Here is a 26,474-nt window from a genome sequence, read left to right on the forward strand (position 1 = left end):
CCAACTTCGCAGCCGCGGACCAAGGTCGTTCACTCAAGCAGGTGTACGTTACCGTCGCACCGGTGAGTCGAAGGCTCGTCTTGGCCAGGTGCGACGGTAACGTACACCTGCAAACGAACAACGGCCTTGGGGAAGCAATGCTAACCAATTTCACCCACGGCGTATCGCCGCAGAAAAGTCTTGGAAAGCCGACGCACCCCACTTTGTGTTATCTATTGTGTTAATGTCCTGTATCTACAAATTCAGTTCTTCGACAATCGGAGCAGCCGGTTGTACCATTCCGTGGTCGACTTATCTTCCGGCGCCTGCCCGAGTGCCATGGCTCGCAGTGCCAGCAAGTGGCGGCAGGGACCACGGCGGATGCCAGCGCGACGATGGTGGCTGCAATCGCAGATGCCGCGTTTGATCGCCCCGTCGGCATCCAGCACTAGTTTCACGGATTTGCCATCCGCGTTGCCAACCACAATGTCCAAGCTGCTTGGCCCGATAGTTCGGCTGATGATGGCCGTATGGCGTTGCTGCAGGATTCTCCGCGAGGCGACCAGTTCGGGCGACTCGCTGCCGATCTCTGCCGGGCCCACTGGCATCGGCATCACTTGACGCCAGCGGTAGACGCCCGCCGCCAGGTCGTGAATCACCTGGCCCGACAGGGCGAGTTGGTTAAGCGTTGCCGCACAATCGCCCGGATTGCAGACCATCGCGGCCTGCAGGGCATCGAAGCTGAGCGCGCGATCTTTGCGCAGCAGGTTAGTCGCCGACTGTAAGCGCCCACTGCCTACCTCGCCGGGCGGCAACAGCGCTTCGAGCGCCGAACCGCTGCTCCAATCGTTCACGGTCCAGCCACTCAGCCCCAGGGTGAGCCGCATTTCGCCCATGCGTGCGACCCAGAAGCTCGGCATGCCGGTTCCCAGTAGATAGACGTCGCACGATTCCATTAGTGGTAGCAGTCTGGCCAGCGACAGTACGCGCCGTGCCCCCCAGATGCGGATCGGCTCGGTGGGGGAGCCATCGTAGGTGGTGCCGTAGGAGGTAAAGCGTTGCTGCCAAGGCTCGAGGATTACCTCCGGGGCCTGCCCTGGCGAGAGTGAAAATCGCATCGCCCGTGGACTCTTATGGGCTTTGTGTCGCTTGAGCCAGGCGAGGATTGAGTAAACCGCGTCGCGCGAAAGCGTAACGCGTCGCATCGGCAGCGTCATCGCGCTCTGCAATTGCATGAAGCCGCGGAGCCAGCCGTCCGGAAGATCGATCTTTTCTTCGCGGTGTTCGCCACCGCCCGTGGTGGTGGCCGCGACGCCATCGGGGTCGACCTTCAGTCGTGTCTCGCGATAGCTGCGTAGCGTTTGAAAGTGGTCGTACAGGGCCCACGAGTAGTCTACATTCGTGGTGCCCAATTGCAGGCTCGAACTACTACCAAATGCGTCGTCGCGATTCACCGTCAGGCAGCCGTAGCTGGACTGATCGGCCGAGAAACACTCGAAAAACACCACGTCGTCGGCCACCGTGACCACTGGGTCGCATGGCATCAGCAGCCGCCACATCTCGGGATTGCGACGCATCAGTTGCATGGAGTATTTTGATCTCAACTGCCAGTAGCGTCGCCGCAGTGCGTTATACTTCTTCTCGAATTCGGGAGCGATTTCCGGCTTGTTGTCCAGGATTTCCTTCTTCAAACGTTCGTACTCGGTACGCTGCACTTGCATTTCGCGAGACCGCTCAGCACGTTTCCAGGCATCGTAGGCTTCACGGTCGCGGGGCTTGAATCGCAGGTCGCTGATTACCACGTCGTGTAGCGCCGAGATGGCTTCGCGAAAACGCAGTGGCGTTCGCAGCGAGGCGTCGAAGGCCACCGCCTCGCGCTGCAGGTTGGCGGCCAGACGCAGCGATCGGGCTCCACCGGCGGCGGAGACCAGACCGCTATGTCCTTGGTAGGCGACGTCGAGGTTCATGCGGGCGCCTCCGCCGGAATAATTTCCAGCTCAGGTAGGTTCCGCGCGACTGCTCCGGCCAATTGAGGGTTGGTGGTCAGCGATGACACAATGGCCGCCACGCCTGCCCGGGCTTCGGGTTGTCGAACCGAGCGAACGGCCGCGGCCAGGACCGGCAGCAGATCATTCGCTCGCTCGGGATGGCGGATTAGCTCGTCGGCCAGCTGACGGGTCGCCTTGAGCTTCTGTCGGCCGCCACGATGCACGCCCAATAGGACCGATGTCCATACCGGAACGAGGCCGGGCCGGGCTTCGCCCGGTAGATTGCGTCTTTCCAGCAGATCGACCACTCGCAAGCGAAGGTCGTCGAACGGAGTTTCCAGCAAGCGACAGAACAACACCGGATCGTCTGCCCCAGGGCACTCGTCGCATTCAAGCCACGCCCAGGTACGGCGTCGCACGCCGGGCGAGAGGCTATCGAAAAAACGGGAGACATGGTCGCGGTCGTATTCCGCCCTGGAACCAACCAGGCCCAGCGCCCAGTCGGCCGCTTCTTCGGCGATCGCCACACACCGCACATCGGCGAGCCGTGCAACCAGTTCGTAGTCATCTTCAGACTGTATCGACTTGCTGCGCGACCAACGAAGGCCGAGCTGGGCGATCGAAGTTGGCTCGCGAAGGGCCAGCTCGACGCACTGCTGGAGCGACAGTCGCTCGGCGGATAGGTTGCTCTCGATCACTTCGCACACCGCTGGCAGGGCAGTGGGGGGAGCCTGATCGATCAGCTCGAGCCAAGCTTCGAGCGGGATATTGTGGAGGTGTGGGTTGTCCTTCAAGCACCGCGCGGCGAACTGCCAGAGATCTTCATCCTCGCTGGTGAGCAGTGCGAGCAATTTCGCAGCGGGCAGCGAGGCGATTCGTTCGCTGTGATCTTGCGCCAGGAGTTGCATCGCCCACACGCGAACCAGCCGACTTGGCGCATTGTCCATCAGTTCGATCAGTTGATCGAACGCCGCGGTGGTTTGCCAGAGTTTACGAAATCGCGGCGCCGCAGTGAGTTGGCCCAGCGAACCCCCTTCGGCCAGGCGGATCCGTTCGCGTCCGAAGCGGAGCGCGGGGTGCTCGCGGAACGCGAGCTGCAGCAAGGTCCAGCAGTCGAGGATCCGCTCGCCACGTTCGAAGTCGGCATCGCGATACTCACGCAGCAAGAGTACCGCAGCATCGACATACTGCTGAGGAGCGCGAAAGGCCAGGCGACGAAAATATCGCCAGGCCCGCCGCTGCAGGTAATAGCGTGTCCGATACGAGAAATAGATCGCGTCTTTGGGAGCCGGAGGCGGCGGCACATCGATGGGCTCGCCCGTGAAAGGGTTTCTGGCTTTTCTGGGCCGACTTCCATAGGGGAGTTTCGGGCTGGTTGTGGCGAGATAGTCCTCCGTCCAGCTTGTGCGACTTGGCCAGTGATATCGGTACCGAGTGCGTTTCACATGCCGCACCAGTCGGTCGAACAACGCGGCGCACGCGGCCACCACGGTGTGGTCACTGTCTTCCTCGGCTTGCTTGAACAGCCGCTTCACGACTGGCTGGTGCCCCACGCAGTTGGGCTCGCCCCGCAGGTATTCGACTTTCTGTGTTCGAGACCAGATCCGTTGGTCATGCTTCCAGCGGTCGGCAAACTGCGCCAGGCGATTCGAATCAGTGACCTTGCGCAAGGCTGGAATGAAACGACTGTCTTCGGCCGAGTAATACTCCTCGGCCAGCAGCAGGTCGTGCGCTGGGGCATCCTTGGCCATTTTCAGCTGCCGCGTTGTCGTAGTTAGCAGAAAACCATGTAGTCGCTCAACGAGCGCCATGCAGCACGTAATATCCGGCAGTCGACTGCCGATGTCAACTCTTTGCTTCGTAGACCGATATCACACCGGTCTCCGAAACAAGAGTGAAACGGTTGGTTTGTTCTGCGGGCAGGATTGCAATTGGCTTGCCGGTACTGTGGTTGGCTTCAGCGTAGCCTTGTTTGTCGCTGCGATAGGTTTTCAGCCCCCCCAGTTCATGCGATTGGATTGTGCCTTTGTCGGCCGCTATTAGAAAGCCACCCGAGTTCAGTAACGCCGTCGGCTTTTGAAGGTCCTGTGCCACGGTCCTGACGTATCCGTCGTAGCCGAGACGCACCACGGCAACGCCCGACTCCATGCAGGCCGCCAACACGGGTGCTGCGTAGGGGCTGCCACCAACCAGTTCGATCACGCGATCGGGTAGCACTTCCAATTGCTCCACCTGACCGTTCTTGACGCTGAGCAACTTGTAACCGACTGCGATTACCAGATGATCGCCCGTAGCATGCATGGGAATGGGGTGGGACACCAGGTCCCACGGTGCATCGACGGCGGCGAGCAGCGATTGGGTAGAGATTACCGCGCCCTCGGAGTCGACACATACCAGCGCGGGGTCGTCGCGGTTGGCGATGGCCCACGTGTGACCTGTCTTGCCCGCTGCGACGCCCCACACCACGTCCAGCCCGCGAGGAGTGCCGGCCGTAACGGCGCCGGTGCCCGAGCCAGTGATCGAGAAAACCTGCTTCTCAGGCAGCGCTGGTTCGCCGATCGAATAGACTCGCAGGGGCGACTGGCCGCCGTGCATGACAACCGCGGTGTCCGACGGAACCGCCATTCTCGGCCAGGCCGTCAGGCATTTCTCGACCTCGCCGTTGCCGTGCAGGCGGGCGAACACAACTCGCCCCTCCATGACTCCAGCAGCAATGATAAACTCGCCCAAGGAGATGGCCGACCGCCACACACCGTCCAGGCCGAGTTCGAAGCGGCGAACGAGTTGCAGCTGGTTCTTTTTTGTCCGAGCGAGGACAGGCTGCAACGGTTGTGAAGCATCGGAGCGCTTGTCGACGAATCTCCACCCATCGCGACGGAGCAAGCGATCACTCGGATCCAATCGCAAAAGCACGGTGACCAGTTGATCGGCCTCTGCGAGTCCGGCATGGCGCAGGCGATTGGCGATCAGGTTACGCGAAAGTCGCGCCGCCTCGCCCTGAACCTCGGACTCGGGGTAGTGCTCGAATACGTTGGCGAGCATCTCCGCAATATCCGCATAGCGGCCCAGCAACTCGGCGTCGGCGGAGAGCTCGGCGGTTCGCTGCTTGGCTTCGTCGTGCCAGCCGAGTCGACCCCGTAGGGCGAAGCTCGCGGCTGTGCAACGTTGAGCTTGCGAGGCACTTGGCCAACCGGCATCGAGCGTATCGAGCGCCAGCCGGCAATCGTTGAGCTTCTCTTCGTAGATCCGCGCGGCACCCAACAGGTCTTGGCGGCTCTTCAACTCGTCGGCTGCCAAGTGATAGGCGGCGGCCGCTTCTTCGTACTGTTCGATATGCGTCAGCAGGTCGCCCACCTTCTCGTGCCGCCCGAGTTGGCGGTACGCTTCGATGGCTTCGTTCCATAGTTCGCCGCGTTCCAGGCACTCCGCGGCGGCTGACGCATTGTTGAGTTTGTCCTTGTAGAGGACGGCCGCCTCGCGAAAGTGCCGTCCTTGTTCGAGCGTCGAGGCCGCGGAACGCAGGTCGCCCAGCAGTTCGGCGTAGATGTAGGCGGCGCGGCGGTGGCGTCCAAGGCGTGTCTCGCGGGCGGCAAGCTCTCGATACTTGGTGATGAGCCGCTGCTGATAATCGGGCGACATATTCCAAAAGTCGGCGGCCCCCCCACCGCCCAGACGGCCGAGGCTGAACTCGACGTTCCGCATCCCCAGCCGACCGCCAGGCGTTGCGAGCCCGCGATGCTGCCCACCCCCGCCAAAGGGGATGGCAAACTTCAGTCCCTGGTCGGGATCGCTCTCGAGCATATGCAGCAACCGGCCGATTTCCTTGTTCCGCTGTGCTTCGAGCGACTGCGAGATCTTGTTGAACAGTTCGTTGGCGAAATTGGACAGACCGCCCGAGCCACTGCGAGAGCCACCCGTCAGAGAAGGACCCGGACGTATACCACCAAGCGATGCGATGTTGCCAAGGGCCGACAGCATCCAGCCGACTCCCATGGCGGGTACCGCGGCCGCGCGCATCGCCGAACGCATGGCTGCGCCGGTGACGTTGGAGAGAGGTTCGTTAGGCGACTTCGGCAGATCCTTCAATTCGCCGGCTCGCTCGCCGATGTCGTCCCGGCCTTCGTCGATGACATCATCGAAGGAGGGAAGCGCGTCGGGCAGAATGGCGATGAGCCGATGAGCAAAGGCGATGCCGGGGACGGCCTGGCTCCAATCGACGCCCGCGCCCACGGGAAGCTCCATCAGGTCTGCCACACGGAGCATGTCAACGGACTCGGCGGCCGTAAGTCCCCGACCGGGTAGCCACACATAGACGTACTCGGCTGCCAGCAGTTCGACGACTTCGTCTCGCGGTAACGCGGGAAACAGTTCGGCATCGACTGGCAGGTAGAGGTTCTCACCCACCCGAGCGAGAGGGACGCACTTGCCGCTTGTAGCGAACTTCTTGTCGCCCGGAATCGCCACGGCGCCGGCGATTTCCGCGCCGCTCGATTCGCGGATCGCGATCAGGCGAATCGCCGCATGGGCGGTCGGCCACCGCGCGATCTCCTCCAGCCATTCGGCGGTATTGCCGCCGGGCAGGTACCAGGCGACGGCTTCCGGCGGGTCACTGCTGCGAGGTCGGATTGTCAGTTCAATCGTTGGCACGGATAGCCTCCACGAAGCGGCCGATCGTGTCCTCGTAGACCTTTCGTTGCGCCGACGCACTACGGGTGGGCGTCTTGTCGTCGGGCAAGAAGTACTCTTTGCCAAATGTTGTGCCGTTGTTGCACCAGCCGGTCATTTCACCCTCGGCCAGTACCAGGGTGACTTCGGGCAGCTCGGCGTCCACTGGTTGCAGATGCAATAGACCGCGCGAATCGAGCACGGCACGGTCACCACTCGGCCAGGTTGCCACCTGCAGACGATAGCGGAAGCCAACCTGTAGATCTGCTTCTGCAAAGTCCCGTTCGGCAGCGAACGGAGTAGCACGGGGGTGTTGGCGGAGGGTAGAGCCGCCACGGTACCGATCGAAAGCTACGACGCTCCTTGTTGCTCGCATCGCGAGCGATCCGTTCTTTGTGATGCCAATGGAACGGAAACGCTTGCGAAGCGATGCCGGGCGGGCAATCGCTGCGATGCGCTCGTCCGCCTCGTCGCTGTGCCAGGAGCGGAGATTTATTTCCGGAGTGAGGGTGAGCAGCAGTGTCTCGTGGGCCATTTGATTGCGATTGGTGAGCACCAGGCGGGTGCCGTCGTAAATCGCGGACAGTACTTCGAACCCAGCTAGCCGCGGCATGAATTGCAGCAACTTGTAGTCATCGGCTTGTGAAGTGAGTAGTTCGCCACGAATGGTTAGAGCCAGCGGTCCACTGAATCCAACGGCGTCCCAGACATGTATTACTTCGTCCCGTAATGTTCCGAAATGCGGTAGCGGATCAAGTGTGGCGGAGTGTCCGTCGTGGGATAGCGCCATCCAGGCTTGCCTTTTTCCATCCACAAAGTAGCGGCCGCCTACCCAGGTCAAGCTGGATGGCGTGGTTAATTGGCGGCCGGCCATTCCTGTGATGGGATTGATTTCCGTCACGCCAAAGGGTTGCAGGCAGAAGAGCACGCCGTTGTGGAACGTGACTCCCATTGCAACAGGACACTGAATGGGCGTGCCCCGCAGTTCGCGATTGGGGAGGTCCAAGTCGTAGAACACGAGTTTCTGGGAAGACCCGAAGACGAACTTGGTTGATCCTTGTATGCAATCGGGGCTGGCCCACCAGAGCTTGCCCTTGGGCATGCGGTCGTTGAGTTGCTCGCCACCTTTTTTGGGTTCTGTCCACCTCAGCAAGCGGCCGTCGCTGGAAACGGACAGCGCGCCCCAGTTGCCGATGGACCAACTGCTTTTGTTGTCCAGCTGAGCCGGCAACCGCAATGGAAAGCGCTCGACGCGGAAGATGGCCGGCAGTCGATCGAGTTCCTGGGTGTCCTTCACCTGAGAACTGTCCGACATCAATTGGTCGAGCGACAGTTTCGCGCGGCGAATCACTTTCTCGCCGCGCATGCCGCGTTCGCTTAGCTGGAATTCTCCTTGCCGATCGACGGTGGCCACATAAACTCGGGCGGCTACCAACGCGCGAAGCGATTGTTTGACGGCCGGATCGGCCAGTGCGTCGGCCGGCATGAGGACAATCGCCTCGACGGGGTCCTCCGACTTCTCGATGTGCGCGGCGAAGCCAGGGATTGCGTCGCCCAGGTGCGGGTCGGGCTCGAGCGCGGCGAGATGACCGATCAGTCCTTGGGTGGTGCAGAGGTCGACTTCCGAGAGATTCTCACCGGTGCCTCGCCACGCCCCAAACGTGGCACCTTTAGGTGTGTTAGCGGCCAGGGCCAGCGCCACTGACGCGGCGAATACTCGCTGCACGCCCCACGCCCGGACACCGGAGTCGATGAGCAACTCGCGTCGCAACCGGGGTATGCTGGGCGGCGTCTCGCGATGCAGGTACATGGCCTCGTTCATGGCCACGCGGACCGCCAGGGTCAGCCCGTCCTGGGCGAGTTCACTCAGTAGCAAGCGGTCAGGAGTGCCGCGGTTGGCGATATCGGAGTATCCGCCCATTTCGTGTTCTTGCGACTCCGACAATTTGCGTGGCAGCGTTGTGCTGGCGAGCAATTGCTTGGCCAATTTTGCCATGCCGGCGTGCTCGGGCGAGTCGAGCAGTTCCTGAATCACTGCCCGGGCCGATTCGCTGGGGGCGAGCTGTTGCTCCTCCTCTTCCTCCATTGGCACGGGGGCAGGCAACTCCGAGAGTCCCGTTTCCATCCGCAGGCGAACTGCTTCGGGGGTCACTCGATCGAGCCCGGACGCCAGATCGGCCAAGTCACGTAGCAGCAAAATAGGCCCGTAACCGCTCGACACGGCGTCGCTGGTCGACGAGATCAGGTTCAGCAAACCGGGGCGAATTGCATCGGCCACGAAGCGAGCATCCTTTGCCTCGACGGCGGGTTGGGTATCGCCGAAAACCAACGCTGCGATGGCGGCCTTGGCTTCCAGCGAGGCGCGAAGCTTGCTATCCAGGGCTCGCACCTTGTGCAGCCCTGTGAGCACTCGCTCGAGCAGCGTCATGCGCTTTTGGGCTGGCGTAAATGGCGACCTGGATGGCGCAGACTTTCCGCGTCGCAGGAGATTCACTACTTCGTCTTCTGCTTTATCTGTGGGATCTGGGGCCGACTGGATCATTCCGGTTAGCAGCCCCGCCTCGCTGCCGTCGACGGCCCAGTTTTTCCGTGTGGCCGCCATCAGCAGCAATAGTGCCCCGAGCCGTGGCAATCCGTTTGGCGCAAGTTGTTGGAGGCAATGCGTGATCTCTTCGTTAAAGGCGATGAGTTTGCCATCGGACCAGCCAATGGCATCGCCCGCTTTATCCCAACGCCAGAAGCCGTCGTCCGCTGCGCCGTAGTACTCGCGGATCAGGAGTTCACGGTGCTGCATGGCCGGCGCCCTCCGTCAGGCGGACTGCGGAACGCGTGGCGCCCACGAATTGGTCGCTGCGAATCACGCTACTTCCACCGTTCAACAGCAATAGCGCGATGTCTCCCTCGCCCAAGCCAAACAGTTCGCCCAGCACCGCGGCGTCGATTGCCGGCGCCCAACGCATGCCAACCGGGGCGGCGATGCCGTGGCGAATCCAGTAGAACTCGCCAGGCAGCGGGGGAAGGGGGTGCCCCATTACGACGGTTCGATTCGCACTGGTCGCGAACACCAACCGCTCGAGCCGCGCTAGCGGAGCCGTGCTGGCGTAAGCCAACCAATCGGACCGGGCTACCGAAAGCAGTGCGGCGGGCTGGAAGTTGCCGCTGCGAACGAGCGAGAGCGGGACAGAGTCCACGGCTCGCACGGCCATGCGTGATTTGGGCAGCGTGGTGGTCAGCCACTGTCGCAGCGACGTCCACGTGCCTTGCGGCTCGTACCCCAGCGGAACGGTGTGCCCTAGGGGAAAGAGTTGGCCATCGCCGTGTGGACGATAGAGTCGGCAGCCAAGAACCGATCGCAGGGTGTCGTGGGTCCGCAGGCCGAGACTCGTGCCACGCAGCCACACCTCGTGGCTTTCGGTGGCAAGCACTTCGACACCAGCCACCAGGCGGAGCGGACTCACACGGGCCACCCCCTCGGTCGGTAAGCAAGCGTACCACTGATATTTCAGGTCTGAGCGTCCAGGCTGCGCCATAGCTCGTTGGCTTTGTTCTCGAGGAAGTTCCGTTGCTGGGCATCGACCACCCACTGGCATCGGGCGGTAAGCAGCGTCAATCGATCGCGGAGCACGCTGCGATCACTCGCATCTGCGCTGGCGAGCATGGTAGCGGCGCGTGACAAATCGGCTTCGAGTTGCTCGACATCAGGAGCGTCCGACACCAGCGAGCGAGGGTGGCCCACGGCCCGCTCCTGATCGCTGGATGCGTCGAGCGCCTGTGACACCAGCGAGGCGAGCAGTTCCTGTTCGTCCTCCGTGTCCCAGATATAGCGGAGTACCCACATGTCGGTCAGGTTCGCCTCGAGCCGCCCGCATAAGAGCGCGCTGGCCGCCATCAGCCGCTGCAGCTTCACCGCCCGGCGATCGGATATGTTCACGCCTGCGCTCCGCAACTTTACCACGAGTTCCACATACTTGGGACGAATCGCCTCGAATGCCACTTGTGGCACCAGCCGCTGGAGCGCGCGCAGATCTTCGGCCGTGATGTCAGCCGGGTGAGCCTCGGATCGGCTATCCATTTTCCAGCCCGCCGCGAGCACCTCCCCCAGGCTCTCGTCGGAAACGTTGTTGCAGTTCACGCGGATGAGGAACCGATCGAACAGGGCTCCCAAGGCTTCGTCCTCGGGCAGGTGGTTGCTGGCGCCAACGACCATCAAGGTGGGCAGCGCGCGCGTCTCGCGTCCGCGGCGGAAGACACGTTCGTTGAGCACTAGCAGCAGACTGTTGAGGATCGCACTGTTGGCATTCAACAGCTCGTCCAGAAAGACAAAGTCGGCCTCGGGCAGCATCCCACTGGTGTTGGTCTCGAGTTCGCCTTCGCGGAGTTTGCGGATGTCGAATGGCCCGAAGATTTCGTTGGGCTCGGTAAAGCGGGTCAGAAGATAGTCGAACACTCGGCCATCGATTTGCCGCGCAAGCGCCTGAACCAGGGCGCTCTTGGCGGTGCCGGGAGGCCCGAGCATGAACAAGTTCTCCCGCGCCACCAAACAGAGGCCCAGAAGGTCGACGATTTCGTCCTTGCCAACGAAGCTGCTTTTGAGGGGCTCGAGCACCTCCGCGCGAAGTTGGTGCCCCAGCCGTTGGGTAGCTGGCTCGACGGGATCGGTTTCAGGATTTGACATAAGACGTTTACCGACGCTCATTTTTGCGTGAGTTTTCGAGCCAAGCGGGGGCTGAGCTCAGAATAGTCCCCAATGACTTGCCTGACCACCTCTGCGACGGCCGGATCGTCGAGTCGCGAATGGTTTTCTGCGGCGATCACCCGGTCGGCATAAAGACGCATCAGTGTTGGCGAGGTTCGCAGCGGTGTTACATCCACCTGTTGAACAGACTCCACGGCAACCGAAGAAAGGGGCCAGTCGGTCGCCCAGCGGAGGAGTCGATTCACTAGCGGATCGTCCGTGGCGGCCGACTTGGCGAGTTTCAGCAGGTCGGGCAGAAATCGCATCGTTAAGTCGACGGCGTAATGCGACTCAGCCTGAGTGCGATCGGGGGGAGCCGTGCCGAGCAGCTTTTCGATCGCGTCAGTCCCGGCGTCGCGATGGATCACCAGCGACGCCGCATAGTACATTGACTCGGCTGCCCACGACGCGGCCTGGATGTCGAGCGGCGGGGGATCACCAGGCAGACCAGTCCGGTAATCCCGCTCGAATTGAGCTATCACTGCTGCGGCGTCGCTGCGGTCCTCGCTGGACACGTGACGAGGGGTGCCAACGTGGACCTGCTTCCCGCCGAGGAGGTCATTCAGAAAATCCAACAGCACCCTTCATCTCCACGGCGAATTAATGCAAACACCCCTTCTCCCCATCACACTTTGGACAGCCAGCGTGGCGTAGTGGTTCGGCAACACCGAACCATGGTTGGGGAAGCACCAAGATAGCATGTTCCGGAGCCCGGCGGACCATGGCGAGAAACCCCCAACAGAACTTGGGAGTCGTGTTGCCGCAAATTGCCCAGAATCGCAGGGCTGCCGCTTTCAGGGCTGGCAGCCTGGAGTCGCTGCTCGAGTCGACTCCGGGGCTATTCAGGTGAGCCCAGATCAAATCGCTGCATTAAATAGTCGGAGACCTGCGCAACCTCCTCGTCAGGCAGCGCGCGGTTGAAAATCAGCAACTCGCCGACGTCGCCGTGAAATATCCCGTCTTGATTGTTAAAGATGGGGTGGCGTCCGATGATCTTACGCGACGTGATCGCGATGTGGTGTTCGGAGGATTCCGAAGCGGCCTTATCTCCATCAACGAAGAGCGTCATCCGACCCTCCTTATGGCTGTGGCGGAAACAAATGACCACGGGCTGCATCAGATTGACGCGATCGGATGCGATGGCTTCCGATACGATCGACTGCTGGCGATTGTCGGTAAACCCGGAAAACAGGTGACCCTTCACGTTGAATCGTCCGTCGTCGTTGTTGTTGTCGAGGAAGATTTGGAAGACAGCTGGATTGATCGTTCCACCCTGCGGGCCGGTAATACGTTGGGGAGGGCCGTTGTAGTTCAAGACTTGCTGGAAATGCGGTTCGGCAGCATTTAGCGTGCACACGACAAACGCGGTTTGCTCGTCCGTGGTATACAGTGGTGGCGTCAACAGGAAGTTGCCATTGCCACCGAAACGAACGGAAGGATGTCCGTTGATACCCTTTTGCGTCAGGTAGGGGCGGTACTCGGCCGCCGGTTGCAAGGCGTCCTCGGGGTAATTGTTCGTATCGACCAAAAGGTCTCGCCAGCATTCGACGCGTTGCTGGTCGTCGGTCTCCACAAATCGATCCGCGGCAAGCCACAAGACGAGATTATTGCGAATGGGCAGCGCCGGCACTTCGTTGGCCGAGAGAACGTCTCTACGTCGCCAAGCAAATTTCGCCTCATTGGCCTGAAACTGATCCAACGTTACTCCAGCCACCGAGTAACGGCACGCTTGATCCTTCGAAAGGACAATGGACTTCTTCTGCATGTCCCCCGGTCCAGTGGGCTGGAAAGCAACCTCCCCCTCGAATACGTGAACTTCGGAGTCGCCGGCGTCGTCCACGGACACTCCGAACGCGGTGCCCAGATCGATGACCACACCACTGGGCGTTATAACCTTAAACCCGAACGAGGCCTCGACAGAGACGTCGCCAAAGTTCAGGCGGAACGTGTTTTCATCTTCAATCTGCAACCGACACGGCCCCCGCAGGGACACTCGCGCCCCTTGGCCAAAGACCAGTTCGGCGCGGCCACTATCGAGCTGCACCTGCGATCCCACGGCCAGTTGGTCCCCTTCGTTCCGCTCGTTTGCCTGCCAGACACAGTTTGTCAGGCGTCCTACGTAGGCGACCACCGAATCTTCTTCAGCCCGCGGTGCTTGCGCTTCGGCCTGAGCGGGGGCGGCGGCAATCTGAACGTCGCCTGGGTTCGATGAGGTTCTTGCGTACCAGGCAACACCCGTGGCGATCAGCAGCAGACAAGCCACGATGGCGCTGATGGCCCAATACCGGGGATTGTTGGCTTTGTGCAGAGACGAACGCCGACGGTTCAAACCGGTGTGCGGACCTTGGCCTACCGAATCGAGCAGCCCTTCGCGGGAAAATACTTCCTGCATGTTGGCCAGCCGTTCCGAGTCGCGGAGCTGCGCTTGCCAGACAAACCACTCCGCAAACTGTTGGGCGTTCTCGTCGGAAGCGTAGAACCAAGCGACGATCGCATCGTAACCGTCCTGAGACAGCACACCGTCTGCGTAGTCCTCGAGATAGCCAAAGATGTCCTCAGGAATCTTCATCAGACTCGTCTTGTGTTACGTATGACCGCGCCTGGGTGGGGCAATGTCGTCTTATCGTGTGGCCAGCCGCCGCTGGACACACTTAGCCAGAACTTTCCGTACCCTGAATAGCTGGCCCTTCAACGCCGGGACGGAAACTCCCATCGACTCTGAAATCTGGACAAGGTTCATTTCACGACTGTATCGCATCTTAAGCAATGATCGTCGGTCCTGCGACAACGAGCGAAGGCATTCGAGCAGTGCCTCGCGGCGCTGGTCGTCGGACCGGCTGGGCATGGTTTCCAGGTGAGATGCCACGATTCGCATCATGTCTTCCCCAAAAGCAAGGCGATCTCGCTTTCGCTGCCGGTAGTACATCAACGCTTTGTTTCGAGCAATGCCCAGAGCCCACGCGACAAAGGAGTGTTCTCGATCATGCTTGTGAAAATTCTTGGCCACCGCGACGGCCACCTCTTGTAGCAGGTCTTCTGCGTCGTGGATGGTGCCAATCTCCGCCAATAAATAGGCAAAGATGGCGTCTCTGGCATTCTCCCACAGGGCAGCGAGTCCCACTTCTCCCGGCTTGAGACCGGGTTGCTCTTCCGTGTTGTCCTGCGACGCGCCTGTGTGATCCATCTCAATTCAAGTACTGGTTAGCCACGGTGCGGAACAGGAAATCACTGCACCCGAGCGATCGCGGGAAGCCGTGGCCAGTTCGCTGGAAGTTTCTTTTCCTCTTATGTAGTTGCCGTGGTCCCGCCGCGGTTGCGCTCTAACTGTGCGGAAACAGGAATTTCACCAAAAAAACATTTTGTGCGCAACCTTCGTCAAGTCGCGGCAACGAAGAGGGTGTGACGCCAGCAATTCAGAGTCCAAGGCGGACTTGTCCCAATCTTATCGTATTCGCTTCTCGCCGGAACCGAGTGGCCTTGCGTAATAGGACCGTCTGTCGCTGGGATTCTGCCGCATCCACCACACCTGCGCCTGGCCGTGCCTTTGGCGATTTAGCCGTCGCCTTGCGGAAAATCAGGCATCTCAAAGGAGTTCATCGATGACACGGAATCGGAGAAAAGGGAGCAAAGAGGGCAAATTGGAGTGCCCAGTCCGTCTTGTGCCGCAGAAGGCTTTTACCCTCGTCGAGCTTCTGGTGGTGATCGCCATCATCGGTATTCTGGTCGCCTTGTTGCTGCCGGCCGTGCAGGCCGCTCGAGAAGCGGCTCGCCGCACTTCATGCCAGAACAAGATTCGGCAGTTGGCTATCGCTACCCAAAACTATGAGAGTGCTCATGGCAGTCTGCCCGGCGAGCCCGGCGGTGGTTTGGATGGCCTGACTTTCTACATTCACATCCTGCCTTATATCGAAGCTTCAGTCCTGGCTGACTTGTATGACCCTTCGGTGCAACCGCGGAAGCAGTTGCGAAACGTCTTTAGTCAGCCCGACCCTACCATGCTGTGCCCGTCGGACCAGCCCGTACAGGTGCTCTACGCTAAGGGATTCGACGCCAATAACTCGGGTACTGGTGACACCGCGCACGACTATAAAGGCAATTACGGCATCAACTGGGGCACCGGTTACTACGACCAGTCCCGTCCCCTGTGGAACTTCGTGACCCAGAGCAACCAACCCGGTGAGCCGGGGCCCTTCCAGCCGGACAAAGAGATCGAGCTGCGTCGAATTACCGACGGCACCAGCAACACGCTGCTGTTGATCGAGATGCTGGCGGCACCAACGGGGGGACCCAGCGAAGGCAACGCGGGCATCGATCGACGCGGTCGGTTATGGATTCCTGCCACGGCGAGTCATCAAATCTCTACCCTACTGCTACCCAACAGCTCGCCATGCGACTCTGGCGGTGGCGGCCGGGGTGGCGGAAGCACGACACTCGATCCTCGCACCGGTTGCGGCAAAGACCGCGGTTTCTGTATCGATAGGCCCGATTTAGGGCTTCATTGCGATCGTGGTAGCGACGGTGCCGGCGAGGCCGCGGGTTACACGTTGGCCGGGCGAAGCAACCATTCTGGGGGCGTCAACGCGGCTCGCTGCGACGCGTCGGTGGAATTCGTCACCAGCGATATCGATTTGGCGGTTTGGCGCGCGTTGGGAAGTCGAGCTGGTAACGAGGTCATCACCGAATAACGAACAGCATCTTTAGAACTCATCACCTCTACAAATTCTTCTAGCGATCTCGTATCGCGATCGAACTAGCTTGTGCTCACCCTCCCTAGGGTGCAAATCAGACGGAGTAGAAACAACATGATCTTTCAACTGCGCGTGCAGAGACTACTTGCCGGTTTGGGTTTCTTGTTTGCCTTGGCAACGGCCCAGTGGGGCCACGCCGAAGCCCTCATTTGGAACGACGGGACAGGATCTTTCGTAGGTGGCGCCACCTGGTCGTATGACGATGGTGGCACCGTGGTGACCACGGACAACCCGTTCGACCTGGTCGGTGTCGAGGGCGGCCTCGGTGGCGAGAACCTCGTGATTATTGGCAACGGTGGCGACGTCACACTCAACTCCGCCGGCCAAGGTCCCTTTGCCGACAACTCACTATACGAGTTGAGGGTGGGTACTCTTGCGCCCGAAGCCGATCTATCGGGTTCCACCGGAGGTGCCGACTACCGCGGCGATGGTACGCTCACGGTCGACGGGGTTGGCTTAATTCTGTTTAACGATGGCGTAGGGAGTGGCAACCTGATTGTTGGTGGGGCGAACGGCATTTCCGGCACGCTCAACTGGAATTCTAGCCAGACGCTGGTCGCCAATAACCAGCTGCGTGTTGGCCAAGGTGGTGTCGGTACGTTCAACCAGAATGGCGGGGCGGTGGAGATCTCGACGGTTGCTGGCCCCTCGGAGTTCACTCGCGTGGGAACTGGCGGCGGCACCGGCACCTACAACCTCAACGAAGGTAGCCTGAACATCGGATCCGCCGACGGTGGAGAAGGCGGACTCGAGAAGGTCGTGCCCGTGGGCATCGGCATCGATGGCGGTTCCATGGGAACTTTCAACTTGGGCGACGGGACGGGGGGAGCGGGTTCGGCGACCTTCGAAACATGGAGCACATTGACCATCGGGAGTGGTGGCGGCACTGGCGTGCTGAACGTTTCCAGCGATGGCCAACTGGCGACCAACTACGCACCCGGCATTGCCAGTTCGTCTGGAATTCGCGTTGGTAACCAAGGCGGCTCCACCGGATCGCTGGTCCAGAGTGGTGGAAGCGTGTCCACCGACGGGTTGATGAGCATGGGCTTTAACACGGGCCAGGCCAGTTACACGCTGAACGGGTCGAATGGCTCCGCCAGCGTGAGGGCGTTCGAGGCCTTTCAGACTGCCGAGGTCAATTTTAATCTCGATGCAGGGGGAGCAACTACTATCGAGGTCGCGGGCAGCACGAACGCCGCGGGCGATGTTGATGCCGGCAACTCCATCACACTCAGCAGCCCCACGCTGAACATTGCGGGTTTGAACAATTACGCCTCGATGGCAGATATCATTCTGTTCGACCAACTCGATCCGTCTGCTTCCTTGACAGGGTCTTTCGGCAATTTGACCCAAGGTCAGGTGGTTGGCCAAAACGCTGGTGGCAACGATTTCTATCTCAACCTGTTTGGTGGCACCGGCAACGACATCGTCCTGCAAAGCACACTGCCCAGTAGTAGTACCATCGGGCTAGTGTGGAATGCTGCCGCGGCTAACTTCGACGCCGGCTGGGCGTCGGGCGATGGCATGTTTGGAGTTGCTACGATGGGGGTCGACCCCTTCAGTGGGCCTCAGAATCTCTATCTGGGCAACGGCGGAGTCGCCACGTTTGACGACACCACCGATACCAGTTCGGGAACGACCGTACAGAACATCTTCATCGGCACCAACAAGGCGGGGGCGGTCGTCGCTGGACGAAACGGTAACGGGACGCTCACCGTCAATGGGGCACAGGATCTCACCGTCGACGATTCCGGTGCGGCTGGCGCCGAAGGGTTCTTTACGGTGGGTGAGCAAGGATTCACGGGGACCGTGAATTGGAATAGCACCGGAACTTTGGATGCGCAAGGTCAGTTCCGCGTTGGCCGGGATGGCGGCACGGGTGTGTTCAACCAGACGGCTGGCGTCGTACAGGGTGGCACCACCGGAGGCGGAGGCAAGTATCTGGCCATTGGCGACGGCGCCGGCAGTACGGGCACCTATAACCTGGATGGCGGTACCTTGTACCCCGACGGCCAGGGGGCGGGATCGCCTCGACGGCAATTCCGAGTGGGGCATAACGGAGCGACCGGCACGCTGAATGTTGGTGATGGCATCGGTGCCGCCGAATCGGCCGTCGTCGAGTCAGAAGACGACCTGTGGCTCGGCTCGAGCAATGGTACCGGCACGCTCACCATCGAATCGGACGGCGCTGTCCGGTTGCTGACCAACGATGCACCTTTCTTTGTCGGCAACGCGTCAGGAGGTGACAACAATAACGGCCTTGTCGTGCAGAATGGTGGAGTACTCGTAACGGAAAGTGTGTTCTCCATCGGGCAGGGCTCCGGTTCTGTCGGCGAATATCAGTTCAATGGCGGCACCATCATGGCTGCCAACGACGGAGGGGGTGACATCCGTGTTGGTGGTGGCGGCGGAAATGGCACGCTGCGAATCTCGGGCACGGCAAGCCTGTCTTCCCAGGGCAACATGATCATCGCGGAAGCCGCTGGTCAGGCGACGACAGGCCTGCTGGAAATCTCCGGCAGCGAGGCCAGCGTGACGCTCAATCGTTTGGCGAACCCGCCTGGAATGAATGGCCCCGGCAATGGCAACGATGAAACAATTCGCTGGGTGGCCGACGTCAATGGCGTAACGCCCATCACTATCCTAGGGGCATCCGGCAGCAACGTGCTCCAACTGCAGGACCCGCTGGAAGTGGAAGCGAATACTGGCACCAATGGTATGGGCGATCTGATGGGCGACGGTACCGCGCTCGAGCTCGATCTCTCGGCCATTGCGGGCAGCCAGATGCTTACTCTCTTCGACAATCAAAGCACCGAGGACGTGATTGGCTTCTTCGAAAACGGTTCGACCATGGACCTGTATGAAGAGGGCGAGTCGATTCTCGGCACGGGCTATAGTGGCTTGGTCACTATCTCCTACGTAGGCGGTACCGGTAACGACGTGGTGTTGTCACTGGTTGCTTCGGGCGGCCTGCCCGGTGACTTCAACGGCGACAATATCGTCGACATTGCCGACTACACCGTGTGGCGCAACAACCTGGGAGCCGCCGACGAAACAGGCATCTCCGGCAACGGCGACGGCGGCGGCGTGACGGCCAGCGACTACCAGCTGTGGAAGGAGAACTTTGGACAGTCGGCCGGCAGTGTGTCGGGGATTACGGCCAGCGTGCCGGAGCCCCAGAGCCTGTTATTGTTTGGGGCTGCCATTTGCATGGGCGGCTTCGTTGTTCGTCGACGCCGCGTCCGCCGCTGAGCATTCATCGGAGTCATGAAACAACCGACGGTAGTATCTTTTCTTGTTCTTGTTTTGCAACTTTGGGAGGAATGTCTAATGAAGTGGGTTCAAACGAGTCTTGTCATCCTGGCGGCGACTTCGGTGGTCGCCATGGAGAGTGGCGCGACCACCATCTACGCCGTGAACGACGTTGGTTTTGTCAAGCGATACACTGGCATTGATGCTGGTACCAACCCAATTACCGGCGGTAATTTTGCCTCTGGTGCCGGAGTGCAGGTGGCGACAATCCCCGGATACGGTGAGTATCAAGGCATGACCTATGTTCCTGGCGGCAGCGTTTTGGGCGTAAACCCCAGTGGCGATGTGGTGCAGTGGAGCAACGTGAAGCAGTGGCTTGCCAATGCCACTCCGACAACCTTGGCGGCCGACGTATTCGCCGACAAGACAAACGGCAATGGCGCCGCCGGCGGTGGTGGTGCCGGCACCATTCATGGCCTTAGCTACGACGGTAACACGGGCGGCTTCTATGTCACGCTGGAAGCGGCCGACGACTCCGACGGCGATATCCGCGAGTACGCATCGCTGGCCGACCTGCTCACCGATACCGGCGTGTCGTCGGCTGCCAGCTATGGCGGAAATCTCCTCAACTTTTACTACCCTGACGAAGATGCTCCTGGAACGGCCGGCGCGCCCAATGACATTCCGGGAGCCAACTATTTCCAGATCGGCGGCAATGGAACCATCGAAGGTCACCAAACCCTCGCCGACTACATTGCCTCGCCAGGCAACCGCACCTTCGATCTGCAGCCCTTCGGTGCAGGTCTGCGGGTGGCATTTGCAGTTCCCGAACCCAGCAGTGTCGTCTTGTCGATTTTAGCCGTGGGTGGCTTGCTATTTGTACGCAAGCGAGCCTCGGTCTAGGGCAGCAATCGATAGAGACTTGAGCCGCCCTGTGTCCTGTGTGGATCAGGGCGGCTTACTTTGACGGACAACGAGAAGAGAAAGCATCCTACAACCATGGCCGACACCCAAGAACCAGCGTGCGCTTCGAGACAAGTATCACTAACCATTAAGCTGCTTGGCTTGATCCTGACGGTCGTGGGGTTTTACGGCACGGGCCACGCCCAGTCGCCTAACGTCATCGTTGTCAACATCGACGACATGGGGGCCGGCGATTCTTCCTCCTACGGCAGCCAGTACTCATCGACACCGAATATCGACCGGCTGGCACTCGAGGGGACGCGCTTCACGCAATTCTATGCAGGGGCGCCCATTTGCTCGCCATCGCGGGCGGCCTTGTTCACCGGCCAATACGCCGCGCGGTCAGGCATTAACTCGTTCCTCGATAATTCTAACAGTAACCTGAATCGCGACAACGCGAACAACCTGTCGCTGGAGGCCCCGTCGATGGCCAGAGCCTTCCAGGACGCGGGGTATGCTACGGGGCATTTCGGCAAGTGGCACCTTGGTGGTGGCCGCGATGTCGGATACATCGATAATCCTTCGCCATCGACCAATGTTTCCGTGCCTCGGGTGGACCAGTACGGCTACGATCGGGTGTGGACGCAATTTGAAGGCTTGGGCAACCGTATCATAAATGTTGTCGACTACGGCGGCGACGCCGCCGGAGTTACCACGCGGCCCAGCGACTTCTACAATGGACTCAATTCTCTCAGTCATGCATTGGGAACCGATGGGGGCAGGGACCAGTTCGTCTACCTCGAACGCGAGTTCAACGCGAACTTCATGGTCGATCGGGCGATGGAATTCATCGGAGATTCCAAGCAGGCCAATCCCGATCAGCCGGTGTTCATGAATATCTGGCTAGACGAGGTCCATACCCCTCACGACCCTCCGCCCGCCCTCCGCTCGAAGTACGATGCACTCTACCCCAACCTTCCAGCGGAATCTCGCAACTATCTGGCGGTGTTAGAGGCGACGGACGCCCAGATTGGTCGACTGGTGGACTACATCGATCAACAGGGCCTGGGCGAAGACACGCTGATTCTGGTGACTGCTGACAACGGTGCTACCGCTACCAATGTGAACAACATTGGTTCAGCGGGGCCTTCGCTCCGTGGCAGTAAGGGCGATCTGTTCGAAGGTGGGTTTCGCGAGCCCCTGATCGCCCGCTGGACGGGAAACGTTGCCGCCAATCGAGTGGATGACGAAACCGTGATGTGGCAGACCGACCTGTTTCCTTCGCTCACTGCTATCGCGGGAATCAGCCCGCCCGCCGGTGTTGCGTTCGACGGCGAAGACATGAGCACCGCGCTGATGGGCACCGCGTCGCAGACTCGCACGACGCCCATGTTTTGGAACATGAATCGCGGAACAGAGGGCCGCCACACCAATCCCGATAGCAACGGCGCCGGATCCAATGGTCAGGAAGTGCTGGCCATTCGCTCGGGCGATTGGAAGTTGCTGATCAACGCCCGCGGGACTGCCCCCGAGCTGTACGACATTGCCAACGACCCCGGTGAGACGAACAATCTGGCCACGCAGCAGACGACGGTTGCCTCCCAACTGGCCAGTCAGGCACTCGGCATTCGTTACTCCACTCCGTCGCGAACGCTTCCCGATGCCGTAACCGCGATTACCCAATTGAAGGCCGAGGACCTGGCGTCTCAAGGCGATGGCGCTTCGATCGACACTTGGAGCGATGCAGCGGCCGGCGACTCCTTCAATGCAACGGTATCGCAGCGCACTGCATCGGCTCAGCCAACTTTAAGGACGAACGTGCTTAACGGAAAGGCAGTGGTGGAGTTTGACGGTGACGACTCGTTGGTATCCAGTGCCACCAACTCACTCCCCTCTCCAGGGGCCGGCATCACCGTATTCGCCGTTGCCAAAGGGGACGGTTCCGGCGAAGTGGCAGAGCGCCTGGCCCAGTTGGGCGATAGCGGTGGCACGGCCGGCGAGGTAGTGGGCCTGGATGTATCGACGTCCTCCACCTCCGAAAATAACGGTGGCGGCGGCTTCCGTTTTAACAATGGTGCATCACTTTACGACACCGCGCTGGACGCCAGCAAATTTCATATCGTTGCCTGGCAGGTCGATCCGGGGAAAACCTATGCCGACGCCACGATGTACGTCGACGGTACTATGCCCGACAACATCTTCAGCGGTAGCAGCACCAACCCTTCGGGCTCTGTGGGCTTTTCAGGCTCGGATCTCGAATTGATCCTGGGCACGGGGCGCGCCGCGAATGGCGGGCTGTTCGGCAGCGACCAATACACGGGCCAACTGGCCGAACTCGTGGTGTTTAACGAGCAGCTTGACCTCGGTCAGATGAATCTGGTGGCGAGCTACCTCAGCTCCGAATATGGTCTGCCGTTTGCCTATCAGACCAATCTCGACATCTTCGCGGTCAACGGTCTGGCGTGGGTCGGGGCCAGTGACAACTTCGACGCAGAGTGGAACGAGGGGGACGGCTCGGGCGCAGCGGCGGCGAGCAACGTCAATCCGTTTGCAGCAGGCGATTCCAACCTGTACCTGGGCAACGGTGGTATAGCGAGGCTCGATGCAACGACCAACCAGTCGTTCGGCACCCGCATTAACTCATTGCATGTGGGCACTGCCAGTAGTGGATTGATCGTATCGGGTTCTGCGGGGGCTGGCACCTTGCTGGTCGAGGATAACCTGAACTTGACCATTGGTAGTGGTTCGGCTCCATCGGCAGACCCGGCCACGGGCGACTTGACTATTGGCGAAGACGGATTCGAAGGCACCGTCACCTGGAATAGCACCGGCACGCTGAAGGTGGAAGGAAAACTCCGCATCGGGCAGGGCGGAACCGGCCTGTTAGAGCAAAACGGTGGCACGATCACTGCGGGCGATGTCTCAGGGCCCCTGAAGTTTGTTGCCATCGGCAGCGGCCTAGGGAGCAACGGAACCTATCGATTGAATGAAGGCCAGTTTCTGCCCGGCGGCGGCCCCGCTGGCTCGCAGCTTCGCCATCTGCGCATCGGATACAATGGAGCAGAGGGCACCATGGACGTGGGCGATGGGGTCGGCGGATCCGAAAGTGCCTCGCTGGCCACGACGGACGATTTGTACGTCGGCCACGATGGTGGGAATGGTACGCTTCGAGTCCATTCGGATGGTAGCGTGCAGTTGGTGGGTAATCAGGCTCCCTTCTTCATCGGACAAAGTGCCGGCAGCCAGGGCACCGTGGTGCAAGACGGCGGCCTCTTTGCCAGCGATGCGGACGTTTCCATCGGCAATGGGGGGGGCAGCATCGGTTCGCTGGAAATCAGCGCCGGGTCGTTCACTACTGGCAACGATGGTGCGGCCACGGTCTCGGTTGGTCGCAACGGTGGCAACGGTACACTGCGAGTGTTGGCGACTGCCAACGTAGTTCATAACGACACCCTGGTACTGGCCAATGGCGGAGCGAGCACCATGGGGCGGATCGAACTGGTAGGTTCGTCTGCTCACTTTGAGGCCGCCCGTTTGGAGAACCTCGCGCAGGGCGGGAGTGAAACCATGCATTGGACCGCCGATGCCGCCGGCGTGACGCAGATCACCATCACGGGGACCAACAGCGCCAACGACGTACAACTACAGAACGCCAGCGAGGTTGCCAGCAACACGGGTATGAACGGCTCCGGCAACCTTATGGGCGACGGCACCGCACTCGAACTGAATCTCGCCCAGCTCAACGGCGCACAGCAGTTGACTCTGGTCGACAATCAAACGGCGGAGTCGATCCTCGGATTCTTCGAGCAGGGCACCACAGGCAACCTGTATGAAGAGGGAGAAGAGATTTTGGGGACGGGCTTTATTGGCTCCGTTACCATCTCGTACTTGGGCGGCGATGGCAACGACGTCGTACTGAACCTGACCGCTGGCCTGATGGGCGACTACAACGACAATGGAGTAGTCGACTTGGCAGACTACGTTGTGTGGCGTAACCACCTGGGCGGTCCGGCTGGTTCGCTCCCCAACCGTAGCCCCAGCCTGCAGGACAGCCCCATCGGCGCCGACGACTACGCCGTGTGGAAAAACAGCTACGGTCAGGTAGCTTCGCCGTCCGACAGCGTAGTAGGCGAACACGTGGCAGAACCTTCGTCCGTGTGCCTGGTATCGGTTGCAGTCGTCCTATGCGAGTTCGCCCGCCGGGCTCGCGGGGCGACGAAATAGCCATCCCAACTCGGCCGATGCCCTGGCTGCAATTTGTCAGACGGACTGCTTCTGCGCGCGGCGTTGCGCGATCGTGGCGGGCGGCTTAGCAGACAATCGTTAGCAGAGGTGGCAATCTTCGGCGTCCGGCAGGTCCAGTCATGCGAGGCGCATTCCGCCCAGCAAAAAGGCTGCATGCTCGCGAGCCCTATACGGTAGGGCAGATGCTGGTGTAGATATTAGCATGAGTTTGCCTTGGAATGCATCGTGCGTCGAGGTGTTCGGTTGTAGCTACAATCACACCAATCACACTCAGAACTGTCGACTAGAATTCAACTGGTCCTTCCCGCGCCGTAGTCAGCAAACATCAGACCTCGTGTAGTGAAACTCGAAGAGCGGTTTCTCCAAGGATTGACCCGAGCTTGCCGGGGGCAGGGCTTAAGTCAGCATTGCTCCGTACCAGCCGTCGAGGACACCTCTGGCATAGAAGCCTAGGGCCCGCACTTCCTTTCGGACGTGCTGTGGTCAGACGAGGGGTCGAATCTCGCGATCAAAATTGGCAACGGTAACGTCATATACCGCAGCCGATTCGCCCTTGGTCAGCCTGTCGTCGACGACTCCGCATGTGCCGGCAGCGGCTCGAAATCTCATTCATTAGGAAGAGTAATGGCCCGCTGAATCTATCTCTTGTTTGGGGCACGCCGTCGGCATGGACATCAAGTCACGTCACCGACCAGGCGCGTTTCGGTGGACACAAGTGTCGAACAGGATTCCGGAGCAAGGCCGCACGAAAAACCGCCCGCGAACTTGCGTTCGCGGGCGGAGAAGCTTTTCCAATTAAACGTCAATGCAACAGCGGTTTTCGCCCTTCGTACGGGATTCAGCTACCGGCCGACTGCTGGCTCTGGCGACGATCGATTTTGATGGTCTCGCCCTGGTGCGTCACCTTGCTTGCCATCACCGTGGGCCGCTTGTTGGCACGGACTGGCATACCGTGGGCGGTGATCTCCTGACCTTTGCTGAAGTTTTGCGACAGCTTGTCGGCAGGGCCCATGTCCACCAATACCTTCTTTTGCTTGTCTTTCACGTTCAGAACGGCAAGTTGGTGCTGCGTACCCCGCACGGACGCCTTCTTCAGGCTCTTGATCGTACCGGTAACTTTCGCCTTGTCGCGGTCGACGGACGCCTCATTCTGACCGATCTTCACCTTCTTGGCGAGCATCACTTGCTTGTCGCCCACCTGAGTAACGGGTCCGCGTGCGGCAAGTTGCGTACCTTCCGAGATGCTCCAGCCACTAGCCTTGTCTGCCGGACCAAGGTCCACGTTAAACGTTCCCTGATCGGCCTTTACGTGCGCGATCAGATTCTTGCCCTGGCGAACCTGCACCTTCTTCGTCTTTTGCACCTCGCCAGTTACTTGATACTCCTTCGAAGACTTTTCTCCCTGCGGTTGATCGGCCTGCTGTTGGGCCTTCTTGTCAGCAGACTTCGTTTTCGAATCGGCTTCTTCGAGATTTGCGAAGCTGTAGTAGTTATAGTCTTCGTACACTCCGTCGTTATCCCAGTCATAGTAGCTGGAGTAGGCATCGTATACGCCATCTCCGTCGTAGTCATAGTAGTTCGACGTATAAGCGTAGACGCCGTCGTCGTAGCCGGCGTCGTCGTAGACATGGCTATCATCATAGTAGTCGTAATACCAGTCGTCTGTGGCGTCGTAGTCGTCATAGGTGTCACCATAGTATCCATACCCGTCACCCCAGTCGTACTCGTACTCGATGCCTTTATCCATGTCGAACCAATCACTCGGGTCGTACCACTCTTCTTCGTGGTAACCCTCATCCGATTCCCATTCGATATCATCGTAGTACTCTTGGGCGAGCGACGTGGATGGTGCAACAATACCGATCACACCTCCCACCAGTAGCGTCAGCCCCGCGATCCACGTTGCTGTCATTTTGATTACGAAAGTCATTTGCAATTCCTCCTTTTGTCGTTACATAA

At 60.1% G+C, this 26,474-nt stretch carries 14 protein-coding genes; 4 read left to right on the forward strand and 10 right to left on the reverse strand.

From position 1 onward, the window contains the following. Positions 1 to 242: 242 nt before the first annotated feature. The 9 genes from NG895_RS22155 to NG895_RS22195 form a co-directional block, all read right to left on the reverse strand. On the reverse strand, positions 243 to 1,946 hold the full coding sequence (locus NG895_RS22155) for a metal-binding protein (protein ID WP_252854725.1): 1,704 nt from the start codon (positions 1,944 to 1,946) through the stop codon (positions 243 to 245). Beyond that, positions 1,943 to 3,718: a hypothetical protein gene (locus tag NG895_RS22160; RefSeq protein WP_252854726.1), complete on the reverse strand. Its 1,776-nt coding sequence runs from the start codon at positions 3,716 to 3,718 to the stop codon at positions 1,943 to 1,945. Before NG895_RS22160 ends, NG895_RS22155 begins: the two co-directional genes overlap by 4 nt. Positions 3,719 to 3,812: 94 nt before the next feature. Next, a complete protein-coding gene (locus NG895_RS22165; protein ID WP_252854727.1) occupies positions 3,813 to 6,614 on the reverse strand; it encodes a hypothetical protein in 2,802 nt (933 codons plus the stop codon). Next, positions 6,601 to 9,426, reverse strand: a complete 2,826-nt coding sequence (locus NG895_RS22170) for a hypothetical protein (protein ID WP_252854728.1) — start codon at positions 9,424 to 9,426, stop codon at positions 6,601 to 6,603. Before NG895_RS22170 ends, NG895_RS22165 begins: the two co-directional genes overlap by 14 nt. Continuing rightward, positions 9,413 to 10,162, reverse strand: a complete 750-nt coding sequence (locus NG895_RS22175; protein ID WP_252854729.1) for a hypothetical protein — start codon at positions 10,160 to 10,162, stop codon at positions 9,413 to 9,415. The genes NG895_RS22170 and NG895_RS22175 overlap by 14 nt, the downstream gene beginning before the upstream one ends. Further along, complete coding sequence (locus tag NG895_RS22180; RefSeq protein WP_252854730.1) at positions 10,135 to 11,307, reverse strand: AAA family ATPase; 1,173 nt, start codon at positions 11,305 to 11,307, stop codon at positions 10,135 to 10,137. The genes NG895_RS22175 and NG895_RS22180 overlap by 28 nt, the downstream gene beginning before the upstream one ends. 17 nt (positions 11,308 to 11,324) lie before the next feature. Then, positions 11,325 to 11,948 (reverse strand): hypothetical protein, encoded by a 624-nt coding sequence (locus NG895_RS22185; RefSeq protein ID WP_252854731.1) that lies wholly within the window; start codon positions 11,946 to 11,948, stop codon positions 11,325 to 11,327. A gap of 257 nt (positions 11,949 to 12,205) precedes the next feature. Continuing rightward, entirely contained in the window at positions 12,206 to 13,936 is a 1,731-nt protein-coding gene (locus tag NG895_RS22190) for a LamG-like jellyroll fold domain-containing protein (RefSeq protein WP_252854732.1), read from the reverse strand. 51 nt (positions 13,937 to 13,987) lie between these two features. After that, the gene (locus NG895_RS22195; protein WP_252854733.1) at positions 13,988 to 14,551 is read right to left on the reverse strand and encodes a sigma-70 family RNA polymerase sigma factor; all 564 of its coding nucleotides are present in this window, start codon (positions 14,549 to 14,551) and stop codon (positions 13,988 to 13,990) included. A 415-nt stretch (positions 14,552 to 14,966) separates the two neighbouring features. Between NG895_RS22195 and NG895_RS22205 the strand changes: the two genes are divergently transcribed. From NG895_RS22205 to NG895_RS22220, 4 genes are all read left to right on the forward strand, one after another. Next, entirely contained in the window at positions 14,967 to 16,052 is a 1,086-nt protein-coding gene (locus NG895_RS22205) for a DUF1559 family PulG-like putative transporter (RefSeq protein ID WP_261361708.1), read from the forward strand. Between the two features lie 117 nt (positions 16,053 to 16,169). Next, complete coding sequence (locus tag NG895_RS22210) at positions 16,170 to 19,367, forward strand: beta strand repeat-containing protein (RefSeq protein WP_252854734.1); 3,198 nt, start codon at positions 16,170 to 16,172, stop codon at positions 19,365 to 19,367. Between the two features lie 78 nt (positions 19,368 to 19,445). Further along, positions 19,446 to 20,270 (forward strand): PEP-CTERM sorting domain-containing protein, encoded by an 825-nt coding sequence (locus NG895_RS22215; protein WP_252854735.1) that lies wholly within the window; start codon positions 19,446 to 19,448, stop codon positions 20,268 to 20,270. A gap of 96 nt (positions 20,271 to 20,366) precedes the next feature. Then, positions 20,367 to 24,494, forward strand: a complete 4,128-nt coding sequence (locus tag NG895_RS22220; RefSeq protein WP_252854736.1) for a sulfatase-like hydrolase/transferase — start codon at positions 20,367 to 20,369, stop codon at positions 24,492 to 24,494. 859 nt (positions 24,495 to 25,353) lie between these two features. Here the strand turns inward: NG895_RS22220 and NG895_RS22225 are convergent. Then, positions 25,354 to 26,445, reverse strand: coding sequence for a MamS/MamX family magnetosome protein (locus NG895_RS22225; protein WP_252854737.1), 1,092 nt, complete (start codon positions 26,443 to 26,445; stop codon positions 25,354 to 25,356). Positions 26,446 to 26,474 lie beyond the last annotated feature (29 nt).

The organism is Aeoliella straminimaris (assembly GCF_024054565.1).
In the GTDB taxonomy this organism is placed as follows: domain Bacteria; phylum Planctomycetota; class Planctomycetia; order Pirellulales; family Lacipirellulaceae; genus Aeoliella; species Aeoliella straminimaris.

Bases quoted from the DNA above. Each gene is read 5' to 3' on its own strand.
- NG895_RS22215 (WP_252854735.1), top strand. From the start codon at position 19,446: ATGAAGTGGGTTCAAACGAGTCTTGTCATCCTGGCGGCGACTTCGGTG.
- NG895_RS22155 (WP_252854725.1), bottom strand. From the start codon at position 1,946: ATGAACCTCGACGTCGCCTACCAAGGACATAGCGGTCTGGTCTCCGCC.
- NG895_RS22210 (WP_252854734.1), top strand. From the start codon at position 16,170: ATGATCTTTCAACTGCGCGTGCAGAGACTACTTGCCGGTTTGGGTTTC.
- NG895_RS22180 (WP_252854730.1), bottom strand. From the start codon at position 11,307: ATGTCAAATCCTGAAACCGATCCCGTCGAGCCAGCTACCCAACGGCTG.
- NG895_RS22195 (WP_252854733.1), bottom strand. From the start codon at position 14,551: ATGGATCACACAGGCGCGTCGCAGGACAACACGGAAGAGCAACCCGGT.
- NG895_RS22190 (WP_252854732.1), bottom strand. From the start codon at position 13,936: ATGAAGATTCCTGAGGACATCTTTGGCTATCTCGAGGACTACGCAGAC.
- NG895_RS22220 (WP_252854736.1), top strand. From the start codon at position 20,367: ATGGCCGACACCCAAGAACCAGCGTGCGCTTCGAGACAAGTATCACTA.
- NG895_RS22160 (WP_252854726.1), bottom strand. From the start codon at position 3,718: ATGGCCAAGGATGCCCCAGCGCACGACCTGCTGCTGGCCGAGGAGTAT.
- NG895_RS22170 (WP_252854728.1), bottom strand. From the start codon at position 9,426: ATGCAGCACCGTGAACTCCTGATCCGCGAGTACTACGGCGCAGCGGAC.
- NG895_RS22205 (WP_261361708.1), top strand. From the start codon at position 14,967: ATGACACGGAATCGGAGAAAAGGGAGCAAAGAGGGCAAATTGGAGTGC.
- NG895_RS22175 (WP_252854729.1), bottom strand. From the start codon at position 10,162: ATGGCGCAGCCTGGACGCTCAGACCTGAAATATCAGTGGTACGCTTGC.
- NG895_RS22225 (WP_252854737.1), bottom strand. From the start codon at position 26,445: ATGACTTTCGTAATCAAAATGACAGCAACGTGGATCGCGGGGCTGACG.